Raw genomic sequence first — 25,975 nt, forward strand, 5'->3', positions numbered from 1 at the left:
AAGGATGAAGGCGATGACGAGGCCGCGAGTGAAGCTGAAAGTAACTGACGGTCAATGGATAGCGGAATTAGACAGAAATGGCTTGGAAGGCGAATCAACGGGTGTACCTTCCGCACATGCTGTCCAATGGATGGGTCCAGCGCCTGTACTAAACCCCGAACAGCGAAAGGCATGGCTGGAGCAGCTAAAAGCAGATCCTTTGGACATCTACCGCTTTTTGCAAGGGAAAACCTGTCTATCGCTGGATGAGATCGTTCAGCTAGCAGCTGAGACAGCCACTTCCAGCATGGAGGATGGCGTGGGTGTAGTCGACGATGTGAAGAAGGCTCTTCAGACCGGGATGGAAAGCGAGCCGCAGACCTGTCTGGAATTGATCGGAATGACGCGGGAAGAGCTGCTGGAGTACGTATTCAGTGCTTGGGCCGGAGAGTTATCTCATGTGCAGGGGACATCCCCCGCGCTTGAGTCTACCTCGCGGCCGGAGGGCGGACGCAGTGGATCGGCAGCGATTAGCGAATGGATTGCCGAGTCAGCGGCAGAAGGAGCATTACATCGTCCCGGTGCAGGTTTTCATGCGATTGAGATTCATCTGCCGCAGAAGCTTGTTCCTAAGAAGGAAGCGGATATTACGGCTTTGCTGCCGGGTTTACCCCGTGCGGAAGAGGCATTGAAACTCATACGTGAACGGGTAGCCGAGCGGGCCCGAGCTGCAATTCCGCAAAAACGTCATACTCCGTAACAATTCGGGTATATACTTCCTTTTTCGAGTCTATTCGCCTTCATCGAACGGGGTAACGGCTTCGAAGAGTGTCCAAAGTTCAGTTACAATGGGGGAACGGAAAAATCACTGCAAGTCATGTATCAATTGCAATATTGGAGGAGATACCAGCATGAAACGACATATACAACAGACGCGCACATCTCAGCGATGGACCAAAGCGCTCATTCCAGGGCTGATCCTGCCAGGGCTATTACTGGCAGCCTGCCAGCAGGGAGGATCAGGTGGACAGGAAAGCGAGCCGTTAAAGTCATCTACAGCGGTACAGGAGAATGTGCAGCCTTCCCAGCCGGATGCGGGCAATGGTAGCACTAGTGCTGGACAAGCCTCTGCGGGTACAGAAAGTGGACAAGCCGACCCAGTGATGGCGTTGCGGAGCCAGAGTGCGCTGCAAGCCACGGTTAAGGAAGAGGATGGAACCGCGATTGTCACCAATGCGACTTCGGATACAGTCGTTGTGAACAAAAAGCGCAGCTTGCCTGTGGGCTATGTCCCAGACGACCTGGTGGAGCCGCAGGTGCAATTTTCCTTCGAGGGACCGCACGAAAAGCGGCATTTGCGTAAGGAAGCGGCAGAGGCACTGGAGAAGCTGTTCGACGGTGCGAAAAAGGACGGCATCGAGCTGCGTGCGGTATCGGGATACCGTTCCTATAAGCGTCAGGTGTCTATTTTCGACAACAATGTAAAGACAAAGGGACAGGAATATGCCTCTAAAGTCAGCGCTGTACCGGGTACGAGTGAGCATCAGACGGGATTGTCCATTGATGTATCCAGCCCAAGCGTAGGTAATGCGCTGGAGCAATCCTTCGGAGCTTCCAAGGAAGGCGAATGGTTGGAACAACATGCACCGGAATACGGATTTATTATTCGTTATATGAAGGGTAAGGAAGATGTGACCGGCTACGTGTACGAGCCTTGGCATATCCGTTATGTGGGAATAGACATTGCGGAGGATGTAGCCAAGCAGGGGATGACGCTGGAGGAATATTTCGACGAGAACAATATCAAGCTGTAGCAGCTAAAATCAAGCCGTAATCCTAGGGATTGCGGCTTTTTGTCGTGTTTTTCTTCCAAATTGAACCTTTTCAAGGTAGAATCTCGTATAGTGATCAACGACAGAAGCGCTTTGATTTGTTGCAAACCTCATGACAGAAGCGTACAGGAAGGGAAGGGAATCATCATTTATTATTCATTAACGTATCGCGAATGGTCGGAAGACACTCAAAAGGAACTGCGCAGCCTGACACGGGAATCCGTATCGGGAGATGAGCTGTTTCTACGCAAGCTTGTAGACGCTACGCGTCTCCATGACAAACTATGGTCGCATATCTCGAATGAAAGTGAGGAACATACGGATCATTCCGTCTATGTGACTGAATTTACAGGGGAACGTGCAAAGCCTTACGGTGCGTCTATCACAGACCTCGTGCTTGCCAGTGAGGGAGGTTACACTTCCACATACAGTGCAATGTACTGGATATGGCATGAACCTGCATTCCGTAGTATGGATCAGCGGGAAGGTTCGGTATTTACTTTGGAGTTGGCCCAACGGCTATTAGATCACTATATAGTACTGGGTGGCAAAACATATGAATTTATATATTCGGTACTGGACCCTCAGCTGAAAAAGGTACATCTGTTTGTGAAGGAGGTCGATCTGTGATGGAGCATTCTTGGGAAAAAATGAAATCCAAGCCCGGCTCTCGTACACGGATGGCGGCCTTTGCCCTGATGTTGGCTGTCCCGGCCGCTCTGACGGGTTGCGGTGACGACGAGTATTATGACTGCGATGAGCTTCCTATATCGGAACAAACGGCGTGTCGGGATTCAGGCAGCAGTGGGTATTACTATGGCGGATCGACTTATTATAGTGGAGGCTCCTCATACCATAGCAGTCGTTCTTCTTCCAGCTCATACCGCAAAAGCTCATCCTCATCTTCCAGCTCACACAGCGGTTTTGGCAGCAGCGGCTCACGCAGCGGCTTTTTCTCTGGGGGTTAAGATGAGCATGCGCACGATTCGGCAATTGCCTTATGAACATGATGAGCTTTTTAAGGGTGAAATCAGCCGTATCATCCCGTATCACCGCATGTATGGCAAGTCCTATTGCGTGCCGGCCTTAACGGTATATCGGGAAAGCGAGCTGGCAGAGCTTCAGGTTGCTTCTGAGGCGGTACATCGTATTTATCGCAAGGTTCAGCAATTCGTTCAGCGCTATATGCCGGATGAATACCTGGTGGAACGGTTGGGGATTCATCCGGGCTTGCTGCGTGCTGCACGTATGGAGGCCGAGCCGGATGGGATAACCCGCCAGGACTGGATTGTGGGGGAAGCGGGTATCAAGTGCATTGAGAATAACACCGATACCCCAACCGGAATTCCCGAGGTGGCTTATCTCGAAGGAAAGCTGCTAGAGGTGCTGAGTAAGGGAGGAATGTCGGAGGATGACAATGCACTACATGGACCCTCAACTGGAATGGACGAGGCGATTCAGTCTGCCTTGACGGAGCTCATTCATTTTTATAGCCGCAAGGGATTAGGGACAAAGGTGTATTTCACTTGCTATGACTGGCACATCGAGGATCAGACGAACACCAAATATATTATGCGTTTATGTGAACAAGCCGGATTCGAAGTCGTTTATGCTCCTTTGGAAGAACTGGAGATTATCCCGAATGAAGGATTGTATCACCGGGGAGAGCAAATCCGCATTCTCTATCGCCTGTATCCGCTGGAGTATCTAATTGATGACCGGGAGGAGAATACGGGGCTTGAGGTGGGGCAGGCGCTAATGGATATGGTGGCAGACGGGAAAATAGGATTAATCAACCCACCGCAGCATATCATTACCCAGAGCAAAGGGTTCACCGCAACCGTATGGTCACTGTATGAGCGCAATGAGCAGACACCAGAGTTCTGTGGTTTTCGTTTGTTTGACGATCGCGAGCTGGAGGTGATACGAACCTACCTGCTGCCTACGTATTTTGAACCCTCGGTGTTTATGCAAAATAAAGAGCCCTATGTGGCCAAAGGTATATGGGGTCGGGAGGGTAAAGGGACGCACTTGATTGAACATACCGAAGACGAGGAGAGACTAGAAGGCGTCTTGGGAAAGGTTCAAAATGCGAAGACCGACCATCCTGATCTGCTTCACCAAGCTGATGCCCCACGAACGCCTGAGCAGGAGGAAGCCGCACATGTTGCCGCTTATTATGAAGGACAGCCTAAGATTTATCAGCGGCTGTGGCCGATGCAGACCGCAGAGGTACAGACCGAGGAAGGGCTATTTCACGGCTATGTGTTAACAGGCATATTTGTAATTGGGGGGCGTTTTGCGGGTGTCCTGCCGCGAATCGGTGAAAAGGTAACAGGTGATATGGCCTACTATTGCGCCGCCGCCGTTGCCACCGTACATCCTAATCCGCCGGTTGTATAAGCTAAATTGAAAAATATACAATATTCGAACATATCTGTTTCATTTTCACAAGTGAGGATTTTGCAAAATCCTGAAGTATCATAAGGAGGAAAAAAATTGGACTCTCATATCAGTTTGGGCAACGCACTGGGCAATGTAGGTATCGGCCTGCTTATCCTGTTTGCCATCTTAATCGTAGGTTATTTTGTGTTCAGCTTACTGACACGTTATAACGATAATCAAGAAATCGCACACGGCAATGAGGCGGCAGGCATCTATATGGGGGCAAAGCTGCTAGGTCTGTGTATCATCGTGGGGATGGTGTCGTACAGCAGTCATTCATGGCTCGATATGCTGGCCTGGTCGGCTGTGGGCATTGTAGTGCTGTGTCTCGTCTATGTGATTTTTGATCTGGTGACGCCGCGTACCAAGGTGTGCGAGGAAATTGCCAAGGGCAATGTGGCTCTGGCACAGCTGCTGCGTTCAATCATCGTCGGGGTTTCTTTTGTGGTAGGTACATTTTTGATGTAGTCGATATAGAGAAGGAATACCAAGGATCTGCAACACCGGACAACGGAGCTGCAGATCCTTTTTTTATGAGACATTGTATTCACTACCGGCATCGGACTGTTGAATTAAGGGTTGCAACGATCACTTCCTGTGGGGACTATTCTACAAAGCAACGGGTGATACTGCATAGCAAAAGGAATTTGCTACAGAGTTCAAACCAAATTGAAGAGAAGGGAGTTCTGAACATATGAGTACCACCACCTTCCCAACCAAACAAATTCGGATGGGTATCATTGGCCTGGGTCTTATCGCTGAATATCACATGAGATCACTGCACACCATCTCGGGGGTATCTATTGTGGCCGTTAGTGATGTGAATCCCCATCGCCTTCAAGCCATCGGAGAACAATTGCAGCTGCCTGCTTCCAAGCGGTACGCCCATTATGAAGCATTAATCCGTGACCCAGAAGTAGATGCGATTCTGTCGCTGACACCCAATGATGTGCATTTTGACATTATTCGTATTGCGCTGGAAAAACACAAAGCTGTACTGGCAGAAAAACCATTGACTCTCACATGGGAGGAAGCGGATCGGTTGAAAAAGCTATATACAGCGAATCCGGTGCCTTTGCTGGTTCACTATAAGCATCGCTACGGCGCGGCCTTCCAATATACCAAGCAACTGCTGGATGAGCAAAAGCTGGGTAAAATCTATAACATTCAATTTCGTTATCTAATGGATGCATTTGCGCCGTATCGTCAGCATCCGTATACTTGGCGTCACAATTTAGCCAAGGCTGGTTCTGGAGTAGTGGGGGATACAGCCTCACATATCATTGATCTGGCCCGTTTTTTGGTGGGTGAATTTAAAAGTGTCGCAGCGCTGCTACATACCATTACACCCGAGCGGCTCGATCCGATCACGGGCCTGCCTGTAAAAGTGGATGTGGAAGATCTCGCTGCCTTTCATGGCATCGTAGGCGACAATACCGTGGGAACCTTTATCACACATAAAAATGCCATCGGCATACGGCACGATATCGAAGTCGATATCTATGGAGAACTGGGTACGCTGCACGCCAGCCTCAATAACCCGGACAGTATCCGCATTGTGCTGCGGGACCTGGAACACCCGGATGCCGAATACGAGACTTGGACTGTCCCTGCAATCTATAATCATACGGCCTATGAAGATTTTGTTGAGCTGGCAAGGGGAGAGTCTGTGGATCGTGCCCCCTTATTCGAGGACGGCTACAAAAACCAGTGGGTACTTGAGAAAATACTGCAATCATGGAAAGAGAATGGACGTTTAGTAGAAGTGTAGGGACCCGCAAGAGGGTTCCTTGGAAAGAGCAGCCATCTTGCGGTTTAGCAATTCAATTATCTGTAAAGACATCTTTTTCATCATTTTCGCATCGCAACGCTTATAGGACCTTCGCCTTCACACTCCTTTACCATCAATTTTGTTCTGCATGCATAGTAATGCTTCATGTGAGCTCCACCCTTGTATCCCATTTTTAAAATTGTAAATGTTACTCTTTATCCCTTTTCTTGCTGCGTTCTTACCCGTCTAGCCCCAATCAGCCGCCAGCCTGTTAATAATGCCGCCACAAGACAGATGGACGCGGACGTCATAAAGACTACATGCATGCCTGCCAGAAAAATTTCTGGATGACCCTGAACCAAGCCGGTGACCCGATAACCAGCCTCTTTACTCATAATATAAAAGAGGATTGATGTGGCCAAAGTGATCCCCACAACCATACCGACGTTGCGAACCAGCGAATTGACGCTACCGGCTGAGCCGAGCTGTGTGCGGGGTACCGTGGACATAATCAGCGAGTTGTTCGGCGATTGGAATAAACCACTGCCAATGCCCAGCATGGCAATCCACAGACCCACGAGCGGGATGGAGCTGCCTGCATGCAGTTGGGCCAATCCAATCTGGGCAATGACCATAACGACCAGCCCGGCGAATGTGAGCAGTTCAGACCCGATTTTATCGGAAAGCGCACCGCTGAGTGGGGCCACAATAACCATAGAGATGGGGAACAACATCAGCAGGAACCCGGCATGAAAAGGCGACAAGTTCAGCATATTCTGCGCATAAAAAGGTGAAATGATGTTAAAGCAAAAGTTAGCGACGAACACCAGAAAAGCACACAAAATACTGAGCGAAAATAACGGATTTTTGAATAGCGCAAGCTGTAGCAGTGGCTGTGGACGACGAAGTTCCAACCTAATGAACATGGCAAAAGCAACTACAGCCACCACCAGCGAAGCAACGATACGTTTGTCTCCATACCCGACCTGCTGTCCCAGCAACAATCCGACGAACAAAGTGAGAATAAAAATAGCAAACACCAAGCTACCGGGAACGTCAATTTTATCTTTCACCTTGATCAAATCCTTCGGCAAAAGCTTCCAGCCAAGAAAGACAGCGACCAGTCCTACCGGTACATTGACCCAGAAAATATACTGCCAGCCCAGCGACGAGACAATAATACCGCCCAAGCTTGGCCCGGCGATACTACCTAGAGAAACGAAGGTTCCAATGAGGCCAAGCGCTTTGCCCCGTTCATTGGACGGGAAGATATCTGTCACGATCCCCTGGCTGTTCGCCATGGTCATGGACGCCCCAATCGCCTGAATAATGCGGGAAATCAGCAGCATAGAGAGCGAAGAGCTAAGACCGCACAATAGGGAGCCAAGAATGAATACGATTGTGCCGATTTTAAATATTTTGATTTTACCGACGATATCTCCAAGCTTGCCAAAAAATAAAATAGCGGTACATATCGCCATTAAATAGGCGGTTGTCACCCATTCAATCTGTGCTACGGGTAAATGTAATGTGCGAGACAACACAGGAAGAGCGATATTGACGATGCTTCCATCCAATGTGGACATAAATGTAAACAGATTCAAAACAATTAAAATCAGCCAACGTTTCTTCTGGACTTCGATATTCTCTTGATAGGTTGTAGCCGTTGTAGCAGTTGAACTCATCATTACACCTCGTTATCGTTGACAATTTTCATTTAGTTGCACGCGCAACTAAATGAACGGTTCTAGTGTACAGCAAATTAGTTGCGTGTGCAACAATATTATTGTAAACTTTGCTTTGGTCCCAACTGGGGATGTGTCATTTTTAAGCCAATGAGGTGTATTTGATGAGAAAAAAACAACCGATTGGAAAGCTAATTTCCCACCTGTACCGTCGTAATCAAAAAATATTGTCCAAAAAACTGACTCCTTACGGAATCGGCAGTGGAGGACAACACAGCTTTTTAAAGCTCATTTTGCAGCGGCCGGGCATTACACAAGAGCAGTTGACGAATGAACTTAAATTTGACAAGGCAACCACGGCGCGCTCTGTGAAACAATTGGAGGAATCAGGCTATATTGAACGGAAAACAGACCCAAATGACCGCCGTTCCCATCTTTTGTCTCCTACAGCCAAGGCGCTAGAGTTTTCCCCTGTCCTACAAGGAATATTGGACGAGTCCAATGTCAGCCTTGTCCACAATCTATCCGAAGAGGAAGAGGACCTTCTGATCGACCTGCTGCAAAAAATTAGTATAGACCCTGACGAATAAACAAATCAGGAACTAGCCAGAGGATCGTGGCAGGTAAAAGAAAAAGCAGCCCTCACAGAGGATACTCTGTGAGGGCTGCTTGATGCCACGTCATTCAGTCCAAGCCAATTCCTTTGAACGCATTCATGACTAATTGTCGTACATAGGAGTCGTCTAATGGATAACCGGTTACCAACAATCGATAAAAAACGGGCCCATAAATGAGATCGATACATAATTCAATATCGAGATCTTCCTTCAATTCTCCGCGCTCCATTCCGCGCTCAATAAGAAGCCTGGCCTCAAGTCGCCGAGGGTGGAAATATCGGGTCCGGTATGCCTCTGACAATCCTGAATCAAGTTGCCCTTCGCCTATTAACTCCGTAATGATTTTACCCTCTCGACTTATTAAGAACCGCACTAAATTCGTGGCATGAATGAGAATATCATCTAATACAGAGCCCGTGTCGGGCACGGGCAATCTTGCTATGGTGGCTGACAGGAAACCATCCATCACTACGGCAGCTTTGTTAGGCCACCATTTATAAATGGTGGCTTTGCTAACTTTCGCTCGTTCAGCAATTTTTTCTACCGTAACCGCCCCAAAGCCTTGCTCCAACAGTAAATCATAGGAAGCGTTAAGGATAGATTTTTGCGTCTCGACATTACGTGGACGTCCTCTTTTGCTCTGCACTGGAATGCTCACCTTCTTAATAGATATAAGTAACCACAAAAAATAAACTATACGTTCAGTATATCAAATACCATATAAAAATAAAAAGTTGATTTTGCCTATTTACAAAACGAAACGTTCAGTATATTATTTAACTATCGAATTAATGAACTATACGTTTAGTATTTAAATTAATGAGGAGGATTATCATGCAAAGAGAACAACAAGCCTTAGAAAGTAACCGTATCTCAAATTGGATGATGTTTTTGTTAGCAGCCGCATGCGGCCTTATTGTTGCCAACCTGTACTATGCTCAAACCCTTGTAGGACCTATTCATATTGCTATGGGTCTTTCTTCTACAGCCGCGGGCTTCATTGTCACCTTGACTCAAATCGGCTATGTGGTGGGATTGCTATTTATCGTACCGCTCAGCGACATTATCGAAAATCGACGGCTCATGGTCGTATCGCTAATCATTACAGTCTGTGCATTGGTTGTTGCCGCTTTTGCTACCAATGCCCCGTTGTTCCTGACCGCATCCTTGTTCATTGGAATTGGATCTGTGGTAGCCCAAATACTGGTGCCGTACGCCACCTATTTAGCATCCGAAGAGCAACGCGGCCGCGTTGTTGGGAATGTCATGAGCGGACTCTTGCTAGGCATTATGTTCGCACGGCCAGTAGCAAGCTTTATCACCAGCATCTGGGGGTGGCAAGCCGTATTTATTTTGTCAGCCATTGTCTTGACGCTGTTGACGATTCTGCTCTCGCGAGCTCTTCCAGAACGCAAGCCTGTGCCTACGGTATCTTACAGTAAATTGATTTTCTCGTTAGGTACTCTTCTAAAACAAACGCCTGCATTGCGTCGCCGTGCCCTCTATCAAGCCTGCCTATTTGGTGCATTCAGCCTATTTTGGACTGTTGTTCCTCTACGTTTGGCGGATGATTTCGGAATGTCCCAACAAGGGATTGCATTGTTTGCTTTAGTAGGCGTAGGTGGTGCGGTAGCTGCTCCGATTGCCGGGAGATTGGCGGATAAAGGCTGGAGTAAAGTATTAACCGGGTTAGCTATGATCATTGCAGCCTTGTCTTTTTTACTCATCTATCTTTTTCAAAGTCATTCGACGGTTGCACTCGTACTTCTCTTTATTTCAGCGATTACACTGGATATGGCTGTATCGGGAAATCTTGTACTTGGACAGCGTGTGATTTACTCCTTGGGAAGTGAAGCGAGAGGGCGTTTGAATGGATTATTCATGTCTATTTTTTTCATAGGCGGAGCGATTGGATCATCATTAGGTGGTTGGTCGTATGCGTTAGGAGGTTGGAATTTCAGTGCTCTGATTGGAGTCGTCCTGCCTGTGCTGGCTTTGCTGTACTTTTTCACTGAGAAAGAAACGAGTGGAGATGTGCGAAAGAAACAAACCACCTGATAGAGGTCAGCTTTAAGTTATGCCGTACGCAAAAACATAATGATTAAAATGGCTGTTCCCAAGAGAAAGCAAAGGGGCGAATAGAGCACACTGTCCCATTTTGCAAAAACGGTTCCTTTCTTTCTCTTGCAGAACCCTACCCATTTGAAATCTCCTATAGAACGTAAAATAAATACGCACGACAACAAGCCTGCACCGTAGGAATGAAAGGACCTGAAAAACAGGAATTGTGTAACTCCACCTAGTTCTAGGACGAACCAAGCGGCTAAAGCTAGTAAAATGGCAACGGTCGATGTCCCTATTTTGGAGGGTTTAAAGAGTAAATCCGTTCCCGTGCTTGGGATCGCTGCCTTAGCGCCTTTTTGTCCGCCGAATACCCAATATAAATGCATGCCGCTCAGTACCCATAGAATTCCGCCAACTGCCCATGTAAGTAATTCCAACATCCCACATCCTCCTTAATTGGGTTCATTCGAAATCCACTCTGTCCAAATCATGTGAATATGCTGTTGAATGGCTTCGTCACTTAATGTCTCTTGCTTGTGACGCTCATACCAGCCTAAGTAGTAATGGTACAACATCCATGATCTCTGAAAGGCTTTCTCTGCCTGCATTCCCTTCTGTATTAAAAGCTCTTTCATAAACTCCATTCTCATCTGTTCAACTTCATCGAGCAAGGAACGGTAACTATCATCCTTCAATGACAGTTTTCGCAGATAAAACAGAAAATCTCCTCGTTTCGTCTTCCCGAACATCTGGGTTAACAACTCTTTGATCCGCTCATCTGCAGCAGCATGGATGATGGACGCTGCAATCACCTGTTGTGTCGTCTGTTCCTTCCATGTCTCCACAATCTGTCTAATGTAGCTGCTGCGATTGTTAAAATACCAATAAAAACTGCTCTTACTGCACCCCAAAGAAACGGCCATTTTTTCAACTACGAGTTGATCAATTCCACCCTGTTCAAAACGTTCGATTCCTTTCCGAATCCATTGTTCTTCTGTGACAATAATTCTAGGCATCTCTCCTTCTCCCTTTCTGTACGGTGTCGTCTAGATAAGTGTATATTATAGTGTTTTCAGAGCTGTGTAAATATGGATACATAAACGCCCACTTGAAATACCTGCGAATTTGATCTATAATGCTGTAGCATATAGTGATATTCAAGGCATTGACCAAAGACATGATTTCCTTGAAGGGCCGTTCAGAGAGAAAAGACGAGGCTGAGAGCTTTTCCGGCAACCGCATGTGAAGTTACCCCTTTGTAGCCGTGACGTTGAACATGTAGCTGTGCAATCTGGCAGTGACATCAGTAAGCGCCTACCGCTTTATCCCCGTTAACGGATACCAATGGAGGGTCACGCATGTGTGCATGAGCATGTTCCGATGAACATGAATGTACGCACGGGAGCGGGCCGAACTAGGGTGGAACCACGAGCTGAACGCACTCGTCCCTTGAGGGAGAGAGGCGTTTTTTTGCGTTCAATTTTTGATATAGCACACAATTTGAATGGAGGCTTTAATCGTGAGTATTCAAGTGAAATTGCCGGATGGAGCCGTACGCGAGTACGAGCAGGGCGTAACGATCGCCGATGTGGCGGGTTCGATCAGCTCCGGGCTGAAAAAGAACGCCGTAGCAGGTAAAGTGAATGGGAAGGCTGTAGACCTGAACACCGTTTTGGACCAGAACGTTGACCTTGAAATCATTACGCTGGACGGTGCAGACGGTCTGGAAATTTATCGCCACAGTACAGCGCATTTGCTGGCACAGGCGCTCAAACGCATTTACGGTGAGAAAAATGTGAAGCTGGGTATCGGTCCGGTCATCGACAGCGGCTTCTACTATGACATTGATATCGAAAACCCCTTGTCCGTTGACGACTTGGCCAAGATTGAGAAGGAAATGACGAAGATCGCACAGGAAAATCTGCCGATTACACGTCGTGTGGTCAGCCGTGAGGAAGCCACTCGTATTTTTGGAGAGTTGGAAGACCCACTGAAGCTGGAACTGATTCGTGATTTGCCGGAAGAAGCGGAAATTACAATTTATGACCAAGGCGAATTTTTTGACCTGTGTCGTGGCCCGCATTTGCCATCTACTGGCCGCATCAAAGCTTTTAAACTGTTGAGTGTAGCGGGTGCATACTGGAGAGGCGATTCCAACAACAAGATGCTGCAACGTATCTACGGAACAGCATTCCCGAAAAAAGCACAACTGGATGAGCACCTGCATTTGCTGGAGGAAGCAAAAAAACGTGACCATCGCAAGTTGGGTAAAGAGTTGGAACTGTTCATGTTCTCCGAAGAAGCACCGGGTATGCCGTTCTACCTGCCTAAAGGTATGGTTGTCCGCACTGCATTGGAAGATTACTCCCGTGACATTCAACGTCTGCATGGCTATGAGGAAGTACGTACACCGCTGATGATGAACAACCGGCTGTGGGAACAATCGGGACACTATGAGCATTACAAGGAAAACATGTACTTCTCCGAAGTGGATGAAACTACATTTGCTCTGAAACCGATGAACTGCCCAGGGCATATGCTTGTGTTTAAAAATGAGCTTCATTCTTATCGCGATCTGCCAATTCGTATAGCCGAATTTGGACAAGTGCATCGCCATGAGCTGTCCGGTGCGTTGAACGGTATGATGCGTGTTCGTACATTCTGTCAGGATGATGCGCATATTTTTGTCACACCAGGTCAGATTGAACAAGAGATTTCAGACGTAATTAAGCTGATTAACGAAATGTATAGTGTGTTTGGCTTTGACTTCACAGTGGAATTGTCCACACGTCCAGATGACTTTATGGGCGAGCCAGCACTGTGGGATCAAGCGGAACAAGCTCTGCAAAACGTGCTGGATCACCTGGGCATCAACTACCGTATTAATGCGGGAGATGGAGCATTTTACGGTCCAAAAATTGACTTCCACATTCTCGATGCGCTCAAACGCAGCTGGCAGTGCGGAACGATCCAATTGGACTTCCAAATGCCTGAAAAATTCGACCTCACTTATGTGGGCGAGGACAACCAAAAGCACCGTCCAGTCGTTATTCACCGTGCCATCTACGGTTCAATTGACCGCTTCATGGGCATCCTGACTGAGCATTTTACAGGTGCATTCCCATTATGGTTGGCTCCTGTTCATGCGAAGCTGTTGCCAGTATCCGAGAACTATATCGAGACTGCTAATGAGATACAGGATGCGTTGCTGAAAGCGGGTCTGCGCGTCGAAGTGGATACTCGCAATGAGAAGCTTGGTTATAAAATCCGCGAGGCGCAACTAGAGAAGGTTCCATATATGTTCGTTATCGGGGAAAATGAAAAAACAACTGGTACTGTAGCGGTTCGTAAACGCGGCGAAGGCGATCTGGGATCACTCAGCATTGCGGACATCGTTGAGAAAATCAGCACAGAAATCCGTGAGAAACAGTAATATTTGATCGAAAAAATGTGTAAAAGAGCCATCAAAACCATGATGAACGTGGTTTTGATGGCTCTTTTTTTGTACATTACAGAATTCAGCGTAAGACTGAACCAACGTTTTTGCAGCCTCGACGGAATTCTTAAGTTATCTTACACACAAAAACTTAGCAGGTTTGTGGCCGTGAAGTGGCGTGATCTGCGGGGAGGGAGAGTGTCTTCATGGACGACTCTTCGGATGGTTTCGCCGGGGTTTCTTCTGCATCCTGTTCCTCGCTAAGCGATAAAATTTCGCCGCGCAACTTCAGCATTTTCTGATCCAGCTCGTAGGTTGCACGTGCGGCTTCGGTCAATCCATTAACGACATGTTCAGGCACTTTCTTATCGAACTTATAATACAAAATATGCTCCATACTGGCCCAGAAATCCATAGCCAATGTACGCAATTGAATTTCAACCTTGATCCAACGTGTGCCCTCAAACAGGATCAGTGGAATTTCCACAATGACATGCAGGCTCTGATAGCCGTTGGGCTTAGGATGGGCTATATAGTCCTTGACCTCCAGAATACGAATGTCTTCCCGAGTGTGTAGATGATCCATCAGACGATAAATATCTTTCACAAAGGCGCATACCACACGCATCCCCGCGATATCATGAATTTCACGCAATATATTGTCCAAGGTCACTTCATGCCCTTTGCGCCGAACCTTTTCCACGATGCTGTGGGGCTCTTTGATTCGGGTTTTAATATGTTCAATCGGGCTAAAACCGTCTAACAGCTTCCATTCCGTCTGGATCAGCTTAATTTTATTCTTTAATTCTTCCAGAGCCAGCTGATAAAGGACGGGAATCTTTCTCCACTCCTCTAGTTGCTTGGCGTCAACACTGTTTTGATCCAGCTGTAGCTGAAATTCCTGCAGGGGTAATGGGACAGCATTCAGGTGCTTCCAATCCGGTTCATTCACAGAGCATTCTCCTAAATGAGGCTTATGATGTCCTCGATCTTTTTCGTAAAAATGCATTATCGTATACATTGTACACTATGTCAAAACCTACAGGCAAAGGAGAGACGGACAAAGAAAAAAAGAAATACGACAAGAATTATAGTGGTAAAACCGAGTAATCCGATGTATAATTACAAAAATGCTGATTTGGAGCATTTAATTCTTTGAAAAAAATCACAAATGTAGAGTATCCATCATTAGATTAAAAATATAAATTACAGAAAAGAGGAAAAGAAAAATGGCAAAAGTAGAAAGTTTTCAATTAGATCACACGATTGTAAAGGCTCCTTATGTAAGAGCAGCGGGAGTAGAGCATGACGAAAAAGGAAGCACAGTACAAAAGTATGACTTGAGATTTTTGCAACCCAATGAAGATGCACTTCCGACAGCAGCTGTACATACGCTGGAGCACTTATTAGCCACGTATCTGAGAGATGAAATCAAAGGAATTATTGATATCTCTCCTATGGGATGCAGAACGGGGTTCTACTTGATTTTATGGAATGAACATGAGCCTGAGGAAATTGCACTCGCTTTGGAAAAAACCTTGAAAAGAATTCTGGAAACGACAGAGGTCCCGGCTGTTACTGCTTTGGAATGTGGGAACTACAAGGACCACTCCCTTTTCTCTGCGCAGGAATATGTGAAAATTGTATTGGAAGCAGGCATTAGCCGCGATCCTTTCGAAAGAGTATTGTAAAATCTATGATTTCGATTGACCTATCTCATCAGACAGCGGTAGTGACAGGCGGTAAGTCAGGCATAGGCAAGGGAATTGTAGAGCTTTTCATTCAAAGCGGAGCTAAAGTGATTTCTGCTGATATCTCTTATGAAGAGCCGTATAGAGTGGTCAATCCACAGTTGGTTGAAACTCAATTGGACATATCCAACCCGGATGATATCGAAAGATGGTGCGATCTCCTCATCAGCGAAGCGGGGGTTCCTGATATATTGGTGAACTGCGCGGGTACTTCTACGATGGATTATGTCATTGATAGTGAGTTAGCTGATTGGGAGAAAGTATTTTCGATCAATTCAACCGGATTATATGTAACGTCCAAACGTTTTGCCAAAGAAATGGTGGCTGCTCGTAAAGCAGGACGAATTATTCAAATGGCTTCGCAGGCTGGAAAAAATGGATATCGGGCGATGGGCGGATATTGTGCTTCCAAACATGCGGTTCTCGGCTTGACCAAGGTGATGGCCATTGAGCTTGCCCGGCAAAATATTTTGGTAAATGCGGTCTGCCCTGGCATTGTAGAAACGCCGATGAAGCATCGTGAACGGATTGAAGGAGGCGTCATTCGCGGAATGACCGCTCAAGAAATATACGAAGAAGATTGTTCACAGGTCCCTTTGGGGAGAACGGCCGAGGTGGAGGATGTTGCCAATGTAGTGCTGTTTTTGGCAAGTCCGCTCTCTGCATACATGACAGGACAAGCTATTAATGTTACAGGTGGAATGACGATGCACTAGCATACTAGCATGATCTGGGGGAAAACAACATGAGAAAATCGTTCGTTTTACTATTAGGGATTAGTTTATTATTAGTTGCCGCAGGATGTGGTACTAAAAGTTCGGACAGCAATGGCTCCGGCGCCGCTTCCGGTTCGGAAACGCAAAAAGTAGTCATCGGATCCATGGGCTCTGACGCCCAGATATGGAAGCATATTGCCCAGTCCCAGGCTGCCAAGGATGCCAAGCTGGACATTGAAGTGAAAGAAATTAACGGTGGAATCGAAACGAACAATGCAACCAAAGAAGGCGAAGTAGACGTGAATGCATTCCAATCATGGGCGTACCTGGTTAGCTATAACAAAGAGAGCAAAGCCGATTTGAAGGCAATAGCCACAACCTATCTGGAGCCGATGGGGATTTATTCGCAAAAATTCAAAAGCATCGATGAAGTGACTGACGGGGCTCTGGTAGCTTTGGCAGACAACCCGGCCAATACGGCAAGAGGTTTGAAGTTATTGGAAGCCTCCGGTTTGATCAAGCTTAAGGCTGACTTTAATGATGCCTTGGGTACAGTCAATGATATTACTAGCAATCCTAAAAACCTGAAATTTGAACTCATTGATGACAAAACAGGACCACGAGTGATTCAAGATGTAGGCTTGGTGCTGATTGGGAATACGATTGCTTTAGAAGGGGGCCTGAATGTACTGAAAGATTCCTTGTTCCATGAGGAAATCAGTCAGGCAACCAAAAATAATATTAACGTTCTGGTGACTTCATCTGATAAGGCAAATAACAAAGGGCTGCAAAAGTTAGCGGATCTCTATCATAACGAGGATACTCAAAAATTCATTAAAGATGAATTTGGCGGTACCAAAGTAGAAGTTAAAGAGCCGGTTTCTTATTTGGAAGGACAAACTACAACAAAATAAACTTATGAGGTCAGCCAGTTTTTCGGGTTGACCTCTTTTGTTAGTAGTCGGCTTGAGTTTGAGCATGGGTTTCGATTCGATAGTGTTTGGGGGAGAATCCCTTTATCTTTTTAAAAATTTTCGAGAAGAGTAAAGGATCGTTATAGCCGACTGAACGGGAAATATCACCGATCGAAAGTTCAGCGTTTCCCATCATTTCACATGCTTTGTTGATCCTATAGCGAACCAAATAATCCTGAATGCTTGTGTTCACTTGTTGTTTGAATAACGAACATAAATAGCTCCGATTGAGTCCGATAAAATTTGCAATGTGCTCAATGGTAATCTTCTGAGCATAATTCATTTCGATAAAATCCTTCACTTTTTCCACGTAAATTTCCGCCCGGCTTTCCTTTTGTTCAGGAGGTGTTACCGGACCGAACTCTATAAGCTCCGATAACATTAGGCATAGCAGACCGGTCAGTCTGGTTTCCCGAGCTTTATGGCATCCACTTGATTCGTTCATGAGCTGCAAATACTGATAAATCAAATGGTCTCCTTCAAAGTTGAGGATTGGACGCGTCATCGTTAGGCCTGCTTGCTTGAGGAGTGTTTCTGCCAGTACCCCGTTAAAACCAAACCAGCAATAAGACCAAGGATTCACCACATCGGCTTGATAATAAGTGATGACTTGGGGGCAGATTAGAAACCACTGTCCTTTCCGCAAGCGATAACTGAACCCGCCAACCTCGAAGGTACCCTCTCCGTCCAAAACATAATGGAGCAAATAGTGATCTCTTATCGCAGGTCCAAAAAAGTGACTGGGTATGCATTTCTCTATACCAAACTGAGTTAGATACAATTCAGAGTGCTGTTTACTACGTGGCAAATACTCTATCACGGTAAAATCTCCTTATGTAAAATTATCAAGCATTATAACATAAATAGTGAGCACCATGCCATGTACTTCATATCTAAAATTAATATATGATTTCTGTAGAGCCTGCTGCTATATTGTTGGATCTTATCAAGCTTTACACCATATGAGCTTAGTTGATGCCTGCTACATAAAGATTCTTCTAAGTGCCTTTTTGGTGTGGATCTCCGATGATTATTATCTAAGAGAGGGGTTATTTTCCCAATGGGTATCATTGTTCAAGAGCAAACGGGGCTGTTTCATCTACAGTCGTCGGGCATGAGTTATATTATTCAGGTTGTGGATGGATTTCCTGTGCATGTATACTGGGGAGATAGGCTGAAGCATCGCGAATCAACGGCCGATCTATTGCCTCACACTTCTGCGACGGCTGGATTGGATCGGCTTCCGCAAGAGTATCCGCAGTATGGGAGTGGAGACTTCCGTACCCCGGCGTATCAGGTAGAACTTGAGGATGGAACTCGTATTACGGAGTTGAAGTACGATGGTTACCGTATCATGAAGGGAAAGCCATCATTAAGCGGACTTCCGGCCGTATATACCGAGAATGAAGACGAAGCGGATACGCTGGAACTGGAATTAAAAGATGCCTTTTCAGGTCTTAAAGTGGTTCTTCTTTACACCGTTTTCGCGGATCGAAACGTAATCGCTCGTTCGGCTCGTTTGAGTAATGCGGGGGAAAAGAATCTTAGGCTCCTTCGTGCACTAAGTGCCAGTGTCGATTTTTCGGGTAAAAGCGATTTGGAATTCATGTATCTTTCGGGAGCATGGGCTCGGGAAGGGAATATTACCCGCAAACCAATTCTTCAAGGTGAAACCCGAATTGATAGTAAAAGGGGCATGAGCAGCCATCAACTCAACCCTTTTACTGCATTGGTCACTCGGGAGACAACGGAAAGCTATGGCGAGGCATTCGGCTTTAGCCTTGTGTATAGCGGGGGCTTTGAGGCGGGAGCAGAAATGGATTCATTTGGCTCCACACGGTTTAACATCGGCGTGAACTCCTTTGACTTTTCGTGGTTACTGAGCCCAGGGGGGAGTTTCCAAACGCCAGAAGCCGTTATGGTTTACTCCGGTCAAGGCCTGGGAGATATGTCGCGGACGTATCATCGCTTGTATCGGACTCGACTTTGCCGAGGGAAATATCGGGACGAAGAAAGACCTATTCTGGTCAACAACTGGGAAGCTACCTATTTTGACTTCAATGCAGATAAGTTGGTATCGATCGCGAAAGAGGGGGCTGAGCTAGGCATCGAACTATTTGTCTTAGATGACGGTTGGTTCGGAAAACGAGATTCCGACAATTCGTCTCTTGGCGATTGGTACGAGGATCGTCGGAAGCTGCCAGACGGACTTGCGGATGTCGCGAAACGTATCAATCAGCTGGGTCTTGAGTTCGGGCTCTGGTTTGAGCCAGAGATGATCTCTCCAGACAGTGAGTTGTACCGGGAGCATCCGGACTGGTGCCTTCACGTTCCGGGACGGAGGCGCAGCGAAGCCAGATGGCAACTAGTGCTGGACTATACTCGCAAGGAAGTGCGCGATTTCATCTACGATTCGCTGGCTGCCATTTTCTCCAGCGTGCCGGTTTCTTACGTGAAATGGGATATGAACCGCTGCCTGACGGAAATCGGTTCCGCTGCTCTGCCGCCGGAACGCCAATCCGAGACTGCCCATCGCTATGTTCTTGGATTGTATGAGTTATTGGAGCGCGTCACCACTGAATTTCCGCATATTCTTTTCGAGAGCTGTTCAAGTGGCGGAGGACGCTTTGATCCAGGCATGCTTTACTACATGCCTCAAGTCTGGACTAGTGATAATACCGATGCGGCGGAACGCCTGAAGATTCAATATGGAACTAGCCTTGTCTATCCTGTAAGCGCAACCGGGGCGCATGTCTCGGCAGTTCCGAACCATCAAGTTGGACGCATAACGCCCCTTGATTTTCGAGGTGATGTAGCCATGTCCGGGAATTTTGGATATGAGCTTGATCTCACGAAATTCACCGATGAGGAAAAAGAGACGGTCAAACGCCAAATCGCAGTCTACAAGCAGATTCGTGGTTTAGTACAGAAGGGTGACTTGTATCGCCTAAAGAGTCCGTTTGAAAATAACGAGTCGGCTTGGATGTTTGTTTCTGAAGACCAAGAGGATGCCATCGTCTACTATTTCCAAGTGATGGCTGTCCCGAACGCGCCTTGGCGAGCCCTCCGCCTTGACGGACTTAATCCAGAACTCGAATATGAAGTTCAGTCAGGAAATAGCGGGCAAAAGTCTATCCATGGGGGGGATAGGCTTATGAAGTTGGGGCTTCCTCTTGTCTACAGACAGAAAGACTATGAAAGTGGATGGTTCAGGCTCCGGGCAATAAAGTCCGGCAAGGTCTAAAGGATCAGTACAACAGTAAACTGCCAAAAGAGAAAAAACAATCGATTAGGTTATGCCCCTTTTTATATGAAAAGGGGCATTTTGCGCGTAGCAGCCGCACTGATCTGAGAGGGGGGAAGCCTTGTTTTTTATACGAATGATGAATGACATGAAACTGAGGAAGAAAATGACGCTTACATTCATTTCGGTAGCCGTTCTTCCCTTGCTGTTATGCGGTCTGTTTCTGACCGGGAGGCTTCGAGAGATTGTCATTAAGAACGCCTTTATGCAAGCATCCAACAATGTTGAAAGGGTCCGAAATCGTACAGGAGAACTGATTAAAGTTCCGCTGGACATCTCGTACCGGCTAACCAATGACAGCCGGATGAAGATGGTGGCCAGCCAAAAGTATAACAGCTACCTCGAAGTCATTCAGGCATACCGGGGGTATACGGATATTCGTGACTACCTCCAGTTATACAAAGAGATATCCGGCATCCGTGTCTATGTCGCTAATCCAGGAGCGCTTAACAATTGGGAATTTATCCAGCCTGACGATACGATCACAACCGCAGATTGGTACAAGGAGGCTATAGATCAGAAAGGTTTGGCCGGATGGGATTTAATCAAGGATGAGAGGGACGGTTCCGATTATCTCAGTCTAATTCGTTCATTCTCAGTGGATTCACTAGGGCGAAAAGGAGTTCTGGTCATGAATGTAAACAAGCGCCAATTAAATTCAATCCTAGAGCAGGAATCGTTCCCTACCTTGATCGTAGATAACCGAAATCAGATCGTCGCGTCTAATGAAGTAAAGTTGTTCGGGAAGAATCTTTCCGAAATTCATGCTGACGAAAATATACTTTTTAATCAGGAAGGAAGTTACAACACGTTCATCAACGGAAAAGCGTCAAAAGTGGTTATTGTAAATCTAATTCCACAGAACAGCTGGAACGGACTTCGCGTCATTTCCATCTTTTCCGTTTCAGAGATCACCCGCGATGCCAATCAAGTGATATGGCTTGGCGGAATCGTGATCACGGCCAGCCTGATGTTTGCAGTCTTACTTATCTATGCTTCTGCTTCGCTATTATCCAGAAGGCTTCTCCGCTTGAGCAAACATATGACCAAAGTTGGCGCGGGCTCATGGGAAACATTTCTCCATATCGACGGAAAAGATGAAGTCGGTATACTATCAAGGCAATTTAACGCGCTCGTCAGCAGCGTGAACAATTTGGTGCAGGAGGTCCAAGAAACGAATCGTCAGAAAAATCTCGTAGAGCAAAGACAAAACGAGATCAAATTTAAAATGCTGGCCAGCCAGATTAACCCGCACTTTCTCTTCAATTCGTTGGAGTCCATCAGAATGGAGGCCCACATTCGCAAACAGGACGATATTGCTGAGGCAGTATGGCAGCTGAGCACGATGCTTCGCAGCAGTCTGGAGGCTGGTAATGATAAGATTCCGCTACGCAAAGAACTTGAGCGGGTTAGCTGTTATCTTGATCTTCAAAAGTTTCGATATGAAGACCGTTTGAATTATCGTTTAACGGTTGATCCGAATTTGGAGGAGATGTTGGTCCCGCCGTTGATTATTCAACCTTTGGTGGAGAATTCTATTGTGCATGGCCTGGATAACCGAGCAGAAGGAGCTGTCATTGAAGTGAAAGTAAAGGAAATCCTGGAGGGGGTCCGAGTTATGGTACGTGATAACGGGGCCGGTTTCACGGCCGATCGTCTCGCTCTTATACGGGAAGAGCTTGCTGCATCCCTACATGAACAGGAGGTCCAGCGGATTGGATTGCGAAACGTAAACGATCGTCTCGTCTTACTGTATGGGGCTTCTAGTGCCTTAAAAATCGAGAGCGAGCCTGGGAAAGGCACTTGTATTCAGTTTTTCATTCCTGGAGGGAATCCAAATGATTAAGGTAGTGATCGTTGATGATGAACCGAAGCTTCGTCAAGGCCTTCAAACGCTGATTCCATGGGAAAGTCTCGGATTTATCGTTATTGCTGCGGCAGCTAATGGAAAAGAAGCATTGAAAGTCATTGAGGAAAAGACTCCCGATGTCGTAATTGTCGATATCCGCATGCCGGTTATGGATGGTTTACAGTTGATTGAGCACTTGACATCTGACGGTCATCATTTGCATTTTATGATTCTCAGTGGATATGCCGACTTCGAGTATGCCAAACAAGCGATCAAATACGGGGTTGTCGGCTATCTCCTTAAACCGGTGGACGTCGCTGAAATGTCGGCCAACTTAAAGCGGATACGCGAGCGGATTGAAGAGGAGCGACTTCAAGGAGAGTGGCGTGAGAGGGAGATTATGAGTCGTGATTTTTGCCTGCATAGCCTGCTCATCCCGCAAGAGAAAACTGAGGATCCTGCCAAATTGAGAAGTAAGGCAAAAGAAGCGGATTTGTTGTGGACCAGCTATGAAGTCGTAGTCGTCTACCCGCGTGTTTCTGAAGTGGATCGTGCCGATGTGGTAAATCGGCTTTCGATTGAGTTAAAACCAAAGATAGAAGGGCAGATGATGGGGCTTGTAACTGTGATTCCCCCGTATACGGTTCTTCTGCTCAACGAGCTGCTGCGCGGGAGAAAACGACGTGAAAGTCTGTATAACGAGATTCGTAACGCCGTGGGTAATGGACGGTTCGTTGCTGCAACCGGAGGGGGAGTGTCTGTTCCCCAAGATATTTGCAAATCTTTTTTTAAGGCCCAGAAAGCAGTAAAACAAGCTTTTTTCAGCGAGAAGAACCGACTGATAGATCCGTATCCTCTCTTTTCGTCCTCGCTGGATTCTCCCCGATTGTCCGTCAATAAAGCCGAAGAAATGATGGAGGATTTCATCTTCCGCCTGTATTACAGTCTGGAGGTAGGAAACCAGGCTATAGTACTATCGTTGTTGAAAGAGGCGGCAGCATTTTTTCTCAAACAGGGGCAAGATGAGAAATCTGTTAAAGAATCCTTCTTCTTTCTGTCCAATGCAGTCATTCACAAGCTGACCGCGGGTTTCTGCATTGAGTTGAAAGAGACGGAAGCAGTTTCCCGCTTTTTGAATGGGATATACCAGCATGATAACCTAGATGATCTTTTGGAAGAGACCCACCGTTTCCTACTAGCATTGGGAAAAGACTCCGAACACCGTGGAAAGGAGCAGGAATTCAAGAAAATGATCGACTTCATTCATAGGCATTATGCGGACAATCTGAGGCTGGAAACGCTAGCCGGACTACTAAACTACAGTACCGCCTATTTAGGCCAGCTTTTCAAGAACAAGACTGGGGAGTACTTCAACACCTATCTGGACCGAGTCCGCATCCAAAAGGCCAAGGAGCTGCTGGATCAGGGAATGAAAGTATACGAAGTCGCTGAAAGCGTGGGCTATACAAGCGTCAACTACTTTTACAGCAAATTCAAAAGGTACGAAGGCCGTTCACCGTCGGAATATAGAAATCCATAATTTGTGTATGATTTTTTCCGAAATCCGTTGTATGGGCGCGGACTCCTCTCTGTTTTATGATGGATTTTAAGAGAGGGGATGAAAAAAATGAAAGCGGTAACAGTGGTTTCGGAAAAGGCATACAAAAAGACGGAGAGGAATGCTTGGAAGGTATTTAAAAGCCAGAGGTATCTTTACTACATGTCCATTCCGTTTGTTATTTGGGTTTTTGTCTTCCAGTATTTGCCGCTATGGGGCTGGACAATGGCCTTTCAAAAATATAAACCCGGTTTGAGTTTTTTTGAGCAAAAGTGGGTGGGCTTGGAGCATTTTCGTACTTTGTTCCGAGATGATCATTTCTACCAAGTGCTGCGGAACACGCTGGCTATGAGTCTTATGGGACTGATCGCCGGTTTTATCGTGCCGGTTGTCTTTGCTTTACTGCTCAACGAGGTTCGTATCCAGGTTATAAAACGATTTGTTCAGACGGTATCTTATCTGCCGCACTTTGTTTCATGGGTGGTTGCTGCAGGCATTGTCACCAAAATGCTTTCAGCGGATGGCGGTGTCGTGAATGATATGTTCATGGGTCTAGGCATCATCGAACAGCCGATCCAGTTTATGGCCCAAGGTAAATTATTTTGGTGGGTTGTAACCTTCGGAGACATCTGGAAGGAAACAGGTTGGAACGCCATTATTTATCTGGCTGCCATCGCCGGTATTGGTCCTGAATTATACGAGGCTGCGCGGGTCGACGGCGCTAGCCGATTCCGGCAAATGTGGCATATCACGCTGCCAGGGATCCGGCCGACCATTATCATTCTCCTGATTATGTCGATTGGTCATTTGCTCGGTACGGGATTCGAGAAACAATTTTTGCTGGGCAATCACCTGGTCATTGATTACTCTGAAGTACTTGATTTGTATGCGCTTAATTATGGTCTGGCGATGGGACGTTACTCTTTCGGAACGGCAATTAATATCTTTAATTCGGTGATAAGCCTGATCCTATTGTTTGCGGCTAACGGAATCTTTAAGCGCTATACCAACGAGAGTATTATGTAAGGAGGATGAAGGACATGGAGGCTGTCAAAAGCAGTACGCCAGTCGGCCGATTAAACAACTGGCTTAAGGCGAAATCACCACAAGATCGAATCTTAGAAGTCGTTGTTTATCTTTTCATGATTGTGGTAACCGCTCTAACAATCTATCCGTTCTTAAATGTACTGGCTATCTCTTTTAACGATTCGGTAGACACCATTAGAGGTGGGATCACCATCTGGCCAAGGCAATTTACTTTAAAGAATTACGATTTGATTTTCACCTATGAGGGGTTAATCACTGGGTTCAAGATCTCCTTTCTGCGGACCGTCATTGGCACCGTAGCGGGCTTGGCCAGCGGTTCGATGCTTGCGTATACGCTTGCACGAAGTGACTTTCAAGCTCGAAGGTTCATCTCAATCTTTCTTGCCGTCACTATGTATGTTTCCGGAGGGTTGATTCCAGGTTTTATCCTGATGAAGGAATTGCATTTAATTGATACATTTGCCGTCTATATTTTACCCGGCCTTGTAAGTGCGTTTAATGTCTTCATTATTCGTTCCTTCATTGATGGTCTGCCTTATGCGTTGCAAGAATCAGCTAAGCTAGATGGTGCCAACGATTTCACGATATATTGGCGCGTTATTCTTCCTCTTTGCAAACCAGCATTAGCGACCGTAGCGCTCTTCTTGGCAGTAGGGCAATGGAACTCTTGGTTCGATACTTATCTGTTTAATGGGTCTAACGAATCGTTGACGACCCTGCAATATGAATTGATGAAAATTTTGCAGAGTACTACAACGAGCGCAACCAATTCTCAGGATGCTGCCAATATGGCTGAGCGTATGGCACAAGTGTCTCCGGAATCGGTCAAAATGGCAATCACCATCATTGTTACAGTCCCGATTCTTATCGTCTATCCTTTTCTACAAAAGTATTTTGTTAAAGGTATGACGCTTGGAGCGGTAAAAAGCTAAAACGAAGCAGCAAAC

Annotated in this window: 24 protein-coding genes; 18 read left to right on the top strand and 6 right to left on the bottom strand. The window is 46.5% G+C overall.

Going from position 1 to position 25,975, the window contains the following annotated elements; genetic code table 11:
• Positions 1-13: 13 nt before the first annotated feature.
• The 7 genes from ACYCS5_RS17595 to ACYCS5_RS17625 all read left to right on the top strand — a co-directional run bounded on the left by ACYCS5_RS17595 (position 14) and on the right by ACYCS5_RS17625 (position 6,027).
• Positions 14-739 (top strand): hypothetical protein, encoded by a 726-nt coding sequence (locus tag ACYCS5_RS17595; protein ID WP_029515984.1) that lies wholly within the window; start codon positions 14-16, stop codon positions 737-739.
• A gap of 151 nt (positions 740-890) precedes the next feature.
• Positions 891-1,793 (top strand): M15 family metallopeptidase, encoded by a 903-nt coding sequence (locus ACYCS5_RS17600; protein WP_459759861.1) that lies wholly within the window; start codon positions 891-893, stop codon positions 1,791-1,793.
• Positions 1,794-1,883: 90 nt separating this feature from the next.
• Positions 1,884-2,441 (top strand): hypothetical protein, encoded by a 558-nt coding sequence (locus tag ACYCS5_RS17605; protein WP_239645142.1) that lies wholly within the window; start codon positions 1,884-1,886, stop codon positions 2,439-2,441.
• A complete protein-coding gene (locus tag ACYCS5_RS17610) occupies positions 2,441-2,779 on the top strand; it encodes a hypothetical protein (protein WP_069010810.1) in 339 nt (112 codons plus the stop codon). Before ACYCS5_RS17605 ends, ACYCS5_RS17610 begins: the two co-directional genes overlap by 1 nt.
• A gap of 1 nt (position 2,780) precedes the next feature.
• Positions 2,781-4,214 (top strand): glutathionylspermidine synthase family protein, encoded by a 1,434-nt coding sequence (locus ACYCS5_RS17615; protein ID WP_049816912.1) that lies wholly within the window; start codon positions 2,781-2,783, stop codon positions 4,212-4,214.
• Between the two features lie 96 nt (positions 4,215-4,310).
• On the top strand, positions 4,311-4,724 hold the full coding sequence (locus ACYCS5_RS17620; protein ID WP_029515979.1) for a DUF350 domain-containing protein: 414 nt from the start codon (positions 4,311-4,313) through the stop codon (positions 4,722-4,724).
• Between the two features lie 226 nt (positions 4,725-4,950).
• Positions 4,951-6,027, top strand: coding sequence for a Gfo/Idh/MocA family protein (locus ACYCS5_RS17625; protein ID WP_459759862.1), 1,077 nt, complete (start codon positions 4,951-4,953; stop codon positions 6,025-6,027).
• A 215-nt stretch (positions 6,028-6,242) separates the two neighbouring features.
• On the opposite strand, the gene ACYCS5_RS17630 is transcribed toward ACYCS5_RS17625, so the two are convergent.
• The gene (locus ACYCS5_RS17630; RefSeq protein WP_459759863.1) at positions 6,243-7,712 is read right to left on the bottom strand and encodes an MFS transporter; all 1,470 of its coding nucleotides are present in this window, start codon (positions 7,710-7,712) and stop codon (positions 6,243-6,245) included.
• A 164-nt stretch (positions 7,713-7,876) separates the two neighbouring features.
• On the opposite strand from ACYCS5_RS17630, the gene ACYCS5_RS17635 reads away from it, so the two are divergent.
• Positions 7,877-8,302 (top strand): MarR family winged helix-turn-helix transcriptional regulator, encoded by a 426-nt coding sequence (locus tag ACYCS5_RS17635; RefSeq protein WP_029515975.1) that lies wholly within the window; start codon positions 7,877-7,879, stop codon positions 8,300-8,302.
• Between the two features lie 94 nt (positions 8,303-8,396).
• Here the strand turns inward: ACYCS5_RS17635 and ACYCS5_RS17640 are convergent, their stop codons facing one another.
• Positions 8,397-8,975 (bottom strand): TetR/AcrR family transcriptional regulator, encoded by a 579-nt coding sequence (locus tag ACYCS5_RS17640; protein WP_039270372.1) that lies wholly within the window; start codon positions 8,973-8,975, stop codon positions 8,397-8,399.
• 188 nt (positions 8,976-9,163) lie between these two features.
• On the opposite strand from ACYCS5_RS17640, the gene ACYCS5_RS17645 reads away from it, so the two are divergent.
• On the top strand, positions 9,164-10,387 hold the full coding sequence (locus ACYCS5_RS17645; RefSeq protein ID WP_029515973.1) for an MFS transporter: 1,224 nt from the start codon (positions 9,164-9,166) through the stop codon (positions 10,385-10,387).
• 17 nt (positions 10,388-10,404) lie between these two features.
• Here ACYCS5_RS17645 and ACYCS5_RS17650 read toward each other — a convergent pair whose 3' ends face one another.
• Both ACYCS5_RS17650 and ACYCS5_RS17655 read right to left on the bottom strand, forming a co-directional pair.
• A complete protein-coding gene (locus ACYCS5_RS17650) occupies positions 10,405-10,833 on the bottom strand; it encodes a DUF3995 domain-containing protein (RefSeq protein ID WP_029515972.1) in 429 nt (142 codons plus the stop codon).
• A gap of 12 nt (positions 10,834-10,845) precedes the next feature.
• A complete protein-coding gene (locus tag ACYCS5_RS17655; RefSeq protein WP_165148092.1) occupies positions 10,846-11,409 on the bottom strand; it encodes a TetR/AcrR family transcriptional regulator in 564 nt (187 codons plus the stop codon).
• A gap of 503 nt (positions 11,410-11,912) precedes the next feature.
• Between ACYCS5_RS17655 and thrS the strand changes: the two genes are divergently transcribed.
• Positions 11,913-13,826 (top strand): threonine--tRNA ligase, encoded by a 1,914-nt coding sequence (gene thrS / locus ACYCS5_RS17660; protein ID WP_029515969.1) that lies wholly within the window; start codon positions 11,913-11,915, stop codon positions 13,824-13,826.
• Positions 13,827-13,980: 154 nt separating this feature from the next.
• Here the strand turns inward: thrS and ACYCS5_RS17665 are convergent, their stop codons facing one another.
• Entirely contained in the window at positions 13,981-14,781 is an 801-nt protein-coding gene (locus ACYCS5_RS17665; protein ID WP_039270377.1) for a GTP pyrophosphokinase, read from the bottom strand.
• A gap of 277 nt (positions 14,782-15,058) precedes the next feature.
• Here ACYCS5_RS17665 and ACYCS5_RS17670 point away from each other — a divergent pair, with 277 nt between their 5' ends.
• Genes ACYCS5_RS17670 through ACYCS5_RS17680 form a run of 3 tightly spaced genes read left to right on the top strand, consistent with a single transcriptional unit; the run spans position 15,059 to position 17,210 of the window.
• Complete coding sequence (locus ACYCS5_RS17670) at positions 15,059-15,520, top strand: S-ribosylhomocysteine lyase (protein WP_029515967.1); 462 nt, start codon at positions 15,059-15,061, stop codon at positions 15,518-15,520.
• 5 nt (positions 15,521-15,525) lie between these two features.
• Positions 15,526-16,296 carry an SDR family NAD(P)-dependent oxidoreductase gene (locus tag ACYCS5_RS17675; RefSeq protein WP_459759864.1) on the top strand — a complete coding sequence of 257 codons (771 nt, stop codon included), beginning with the start codon at positions 15,526-15,528 and terminating at the stop codon, positions 16,294-16,296.
• Positions 16,297-16,325: 29 nt separating this feature from the next.
• Positions 16,326-17,210 carry a MetQ/NlpA family ABC transporter substrate-binding protein gene (locus ACYCS5_RS17680; protein ID WP_459759865.1) on the top strand — a complete coding sequence of 295 codons (885 nt, stop codon included), beginning with the start codon at positions 16,326-16,328 and terminating at the stop codon, positions 17,208-17,210.
• A 40-nt stretch (positions 17,211-17,250) separates the two neighbouring features.
• On the opposite strand, the gene ACYCS5_RS17685 is transcribed toward ACYCS5_RS17680, so the two are convergent.
• Positions 17,251-18,090 carry an AraC family transcriptional regulator gene (locus ACYCS5_RS17685; RefSeq protein WP_165148101.1) on the bottom strand — a complete coding sequence of 280 codons (840 nt, stop codon included), beginning with the start codon at positions 18,088-18,090 and terminating at the stop codon, positions 17,251-17,253.
• 240 nt (positions 18,091-18,330) lie between these two features.
• On the opposite strand from ACYCS5_RS17685, the gene ACYCS5_RS17690 reads away from it, so the two are divergent.
• From ACYCS5_RS17690 to ACYCS5_RS17710, 5 genes are all read left to right on the top strand, one after another.
• The gene (locus ACYCS5_RS17690) at positions 18,331-20,514 is read left to right on the top strand and encodes an alpha-galactosidase (protein WP_459759866.1); all 2,184 of its coding nucleotides are present in this window, start codon (positions 18,331-18,333) and stop codon (positions 20,512-20,514) included.
• Positions 20,515-20,635: 121 nt separating this feature from the next.
• Positions 20,636-22,420 (top strand): sensor histidine kinase, encoded by a 1,785-nt coding sequence (locus ACYCS5_RS17695; RefSeq protein ID WP_459759867.1) that lies wholly within the window; start codon positions 20,636-20,638, stop codon positions 22,418-22,420.
• Complete coding sequence (locus ACYCS5_RS17700; RefSeq protein ID WP_340884224.1) at positions 22,413-23,963, top strand: response regulator transcription factor; 1,551 nt, start codon at positions 22,413-22,415, stop codon at positions 23,961-23,963. Before ACYCS5_RS17695 ends, ACYCS5_RS17700 begins: the two co-directional genes overlap by 8 nt.
• 87 nt (positions 23,964-24,050) lie before the next feature.
• Positions 24,051-25,007: an ABC transporter permease gene (locus tag ACYCS5_RS17705; protein WP_029515960.1), complete on the top strand. Its 957-nt coding sequence runs from the start codon at positions 24,051-24,053 to the stop codon at positions 25,005-25,007.
• Positions 25,008-25,021: 14 nt separating this feature from the next.
• Positions 25,022-25,960 carry a carbohydrate ABC transporter permease gene (locus ACYCS5_RS17710; protein ID WP_459759868.1) on the top strand — a complete coding sequence of 313 codons (939 nt, stop codon included), beginning with the start codon at positions 25,022-25,024 and terminating at the stop codon, positions 25,958-25,960.
• The last annotated feature ends 15 nt before the right edge of the window (positions 25,961-25,975 follow it).

The organism is Paenibacillus sp. SEL3 (genome assembly GCF_054602585.1).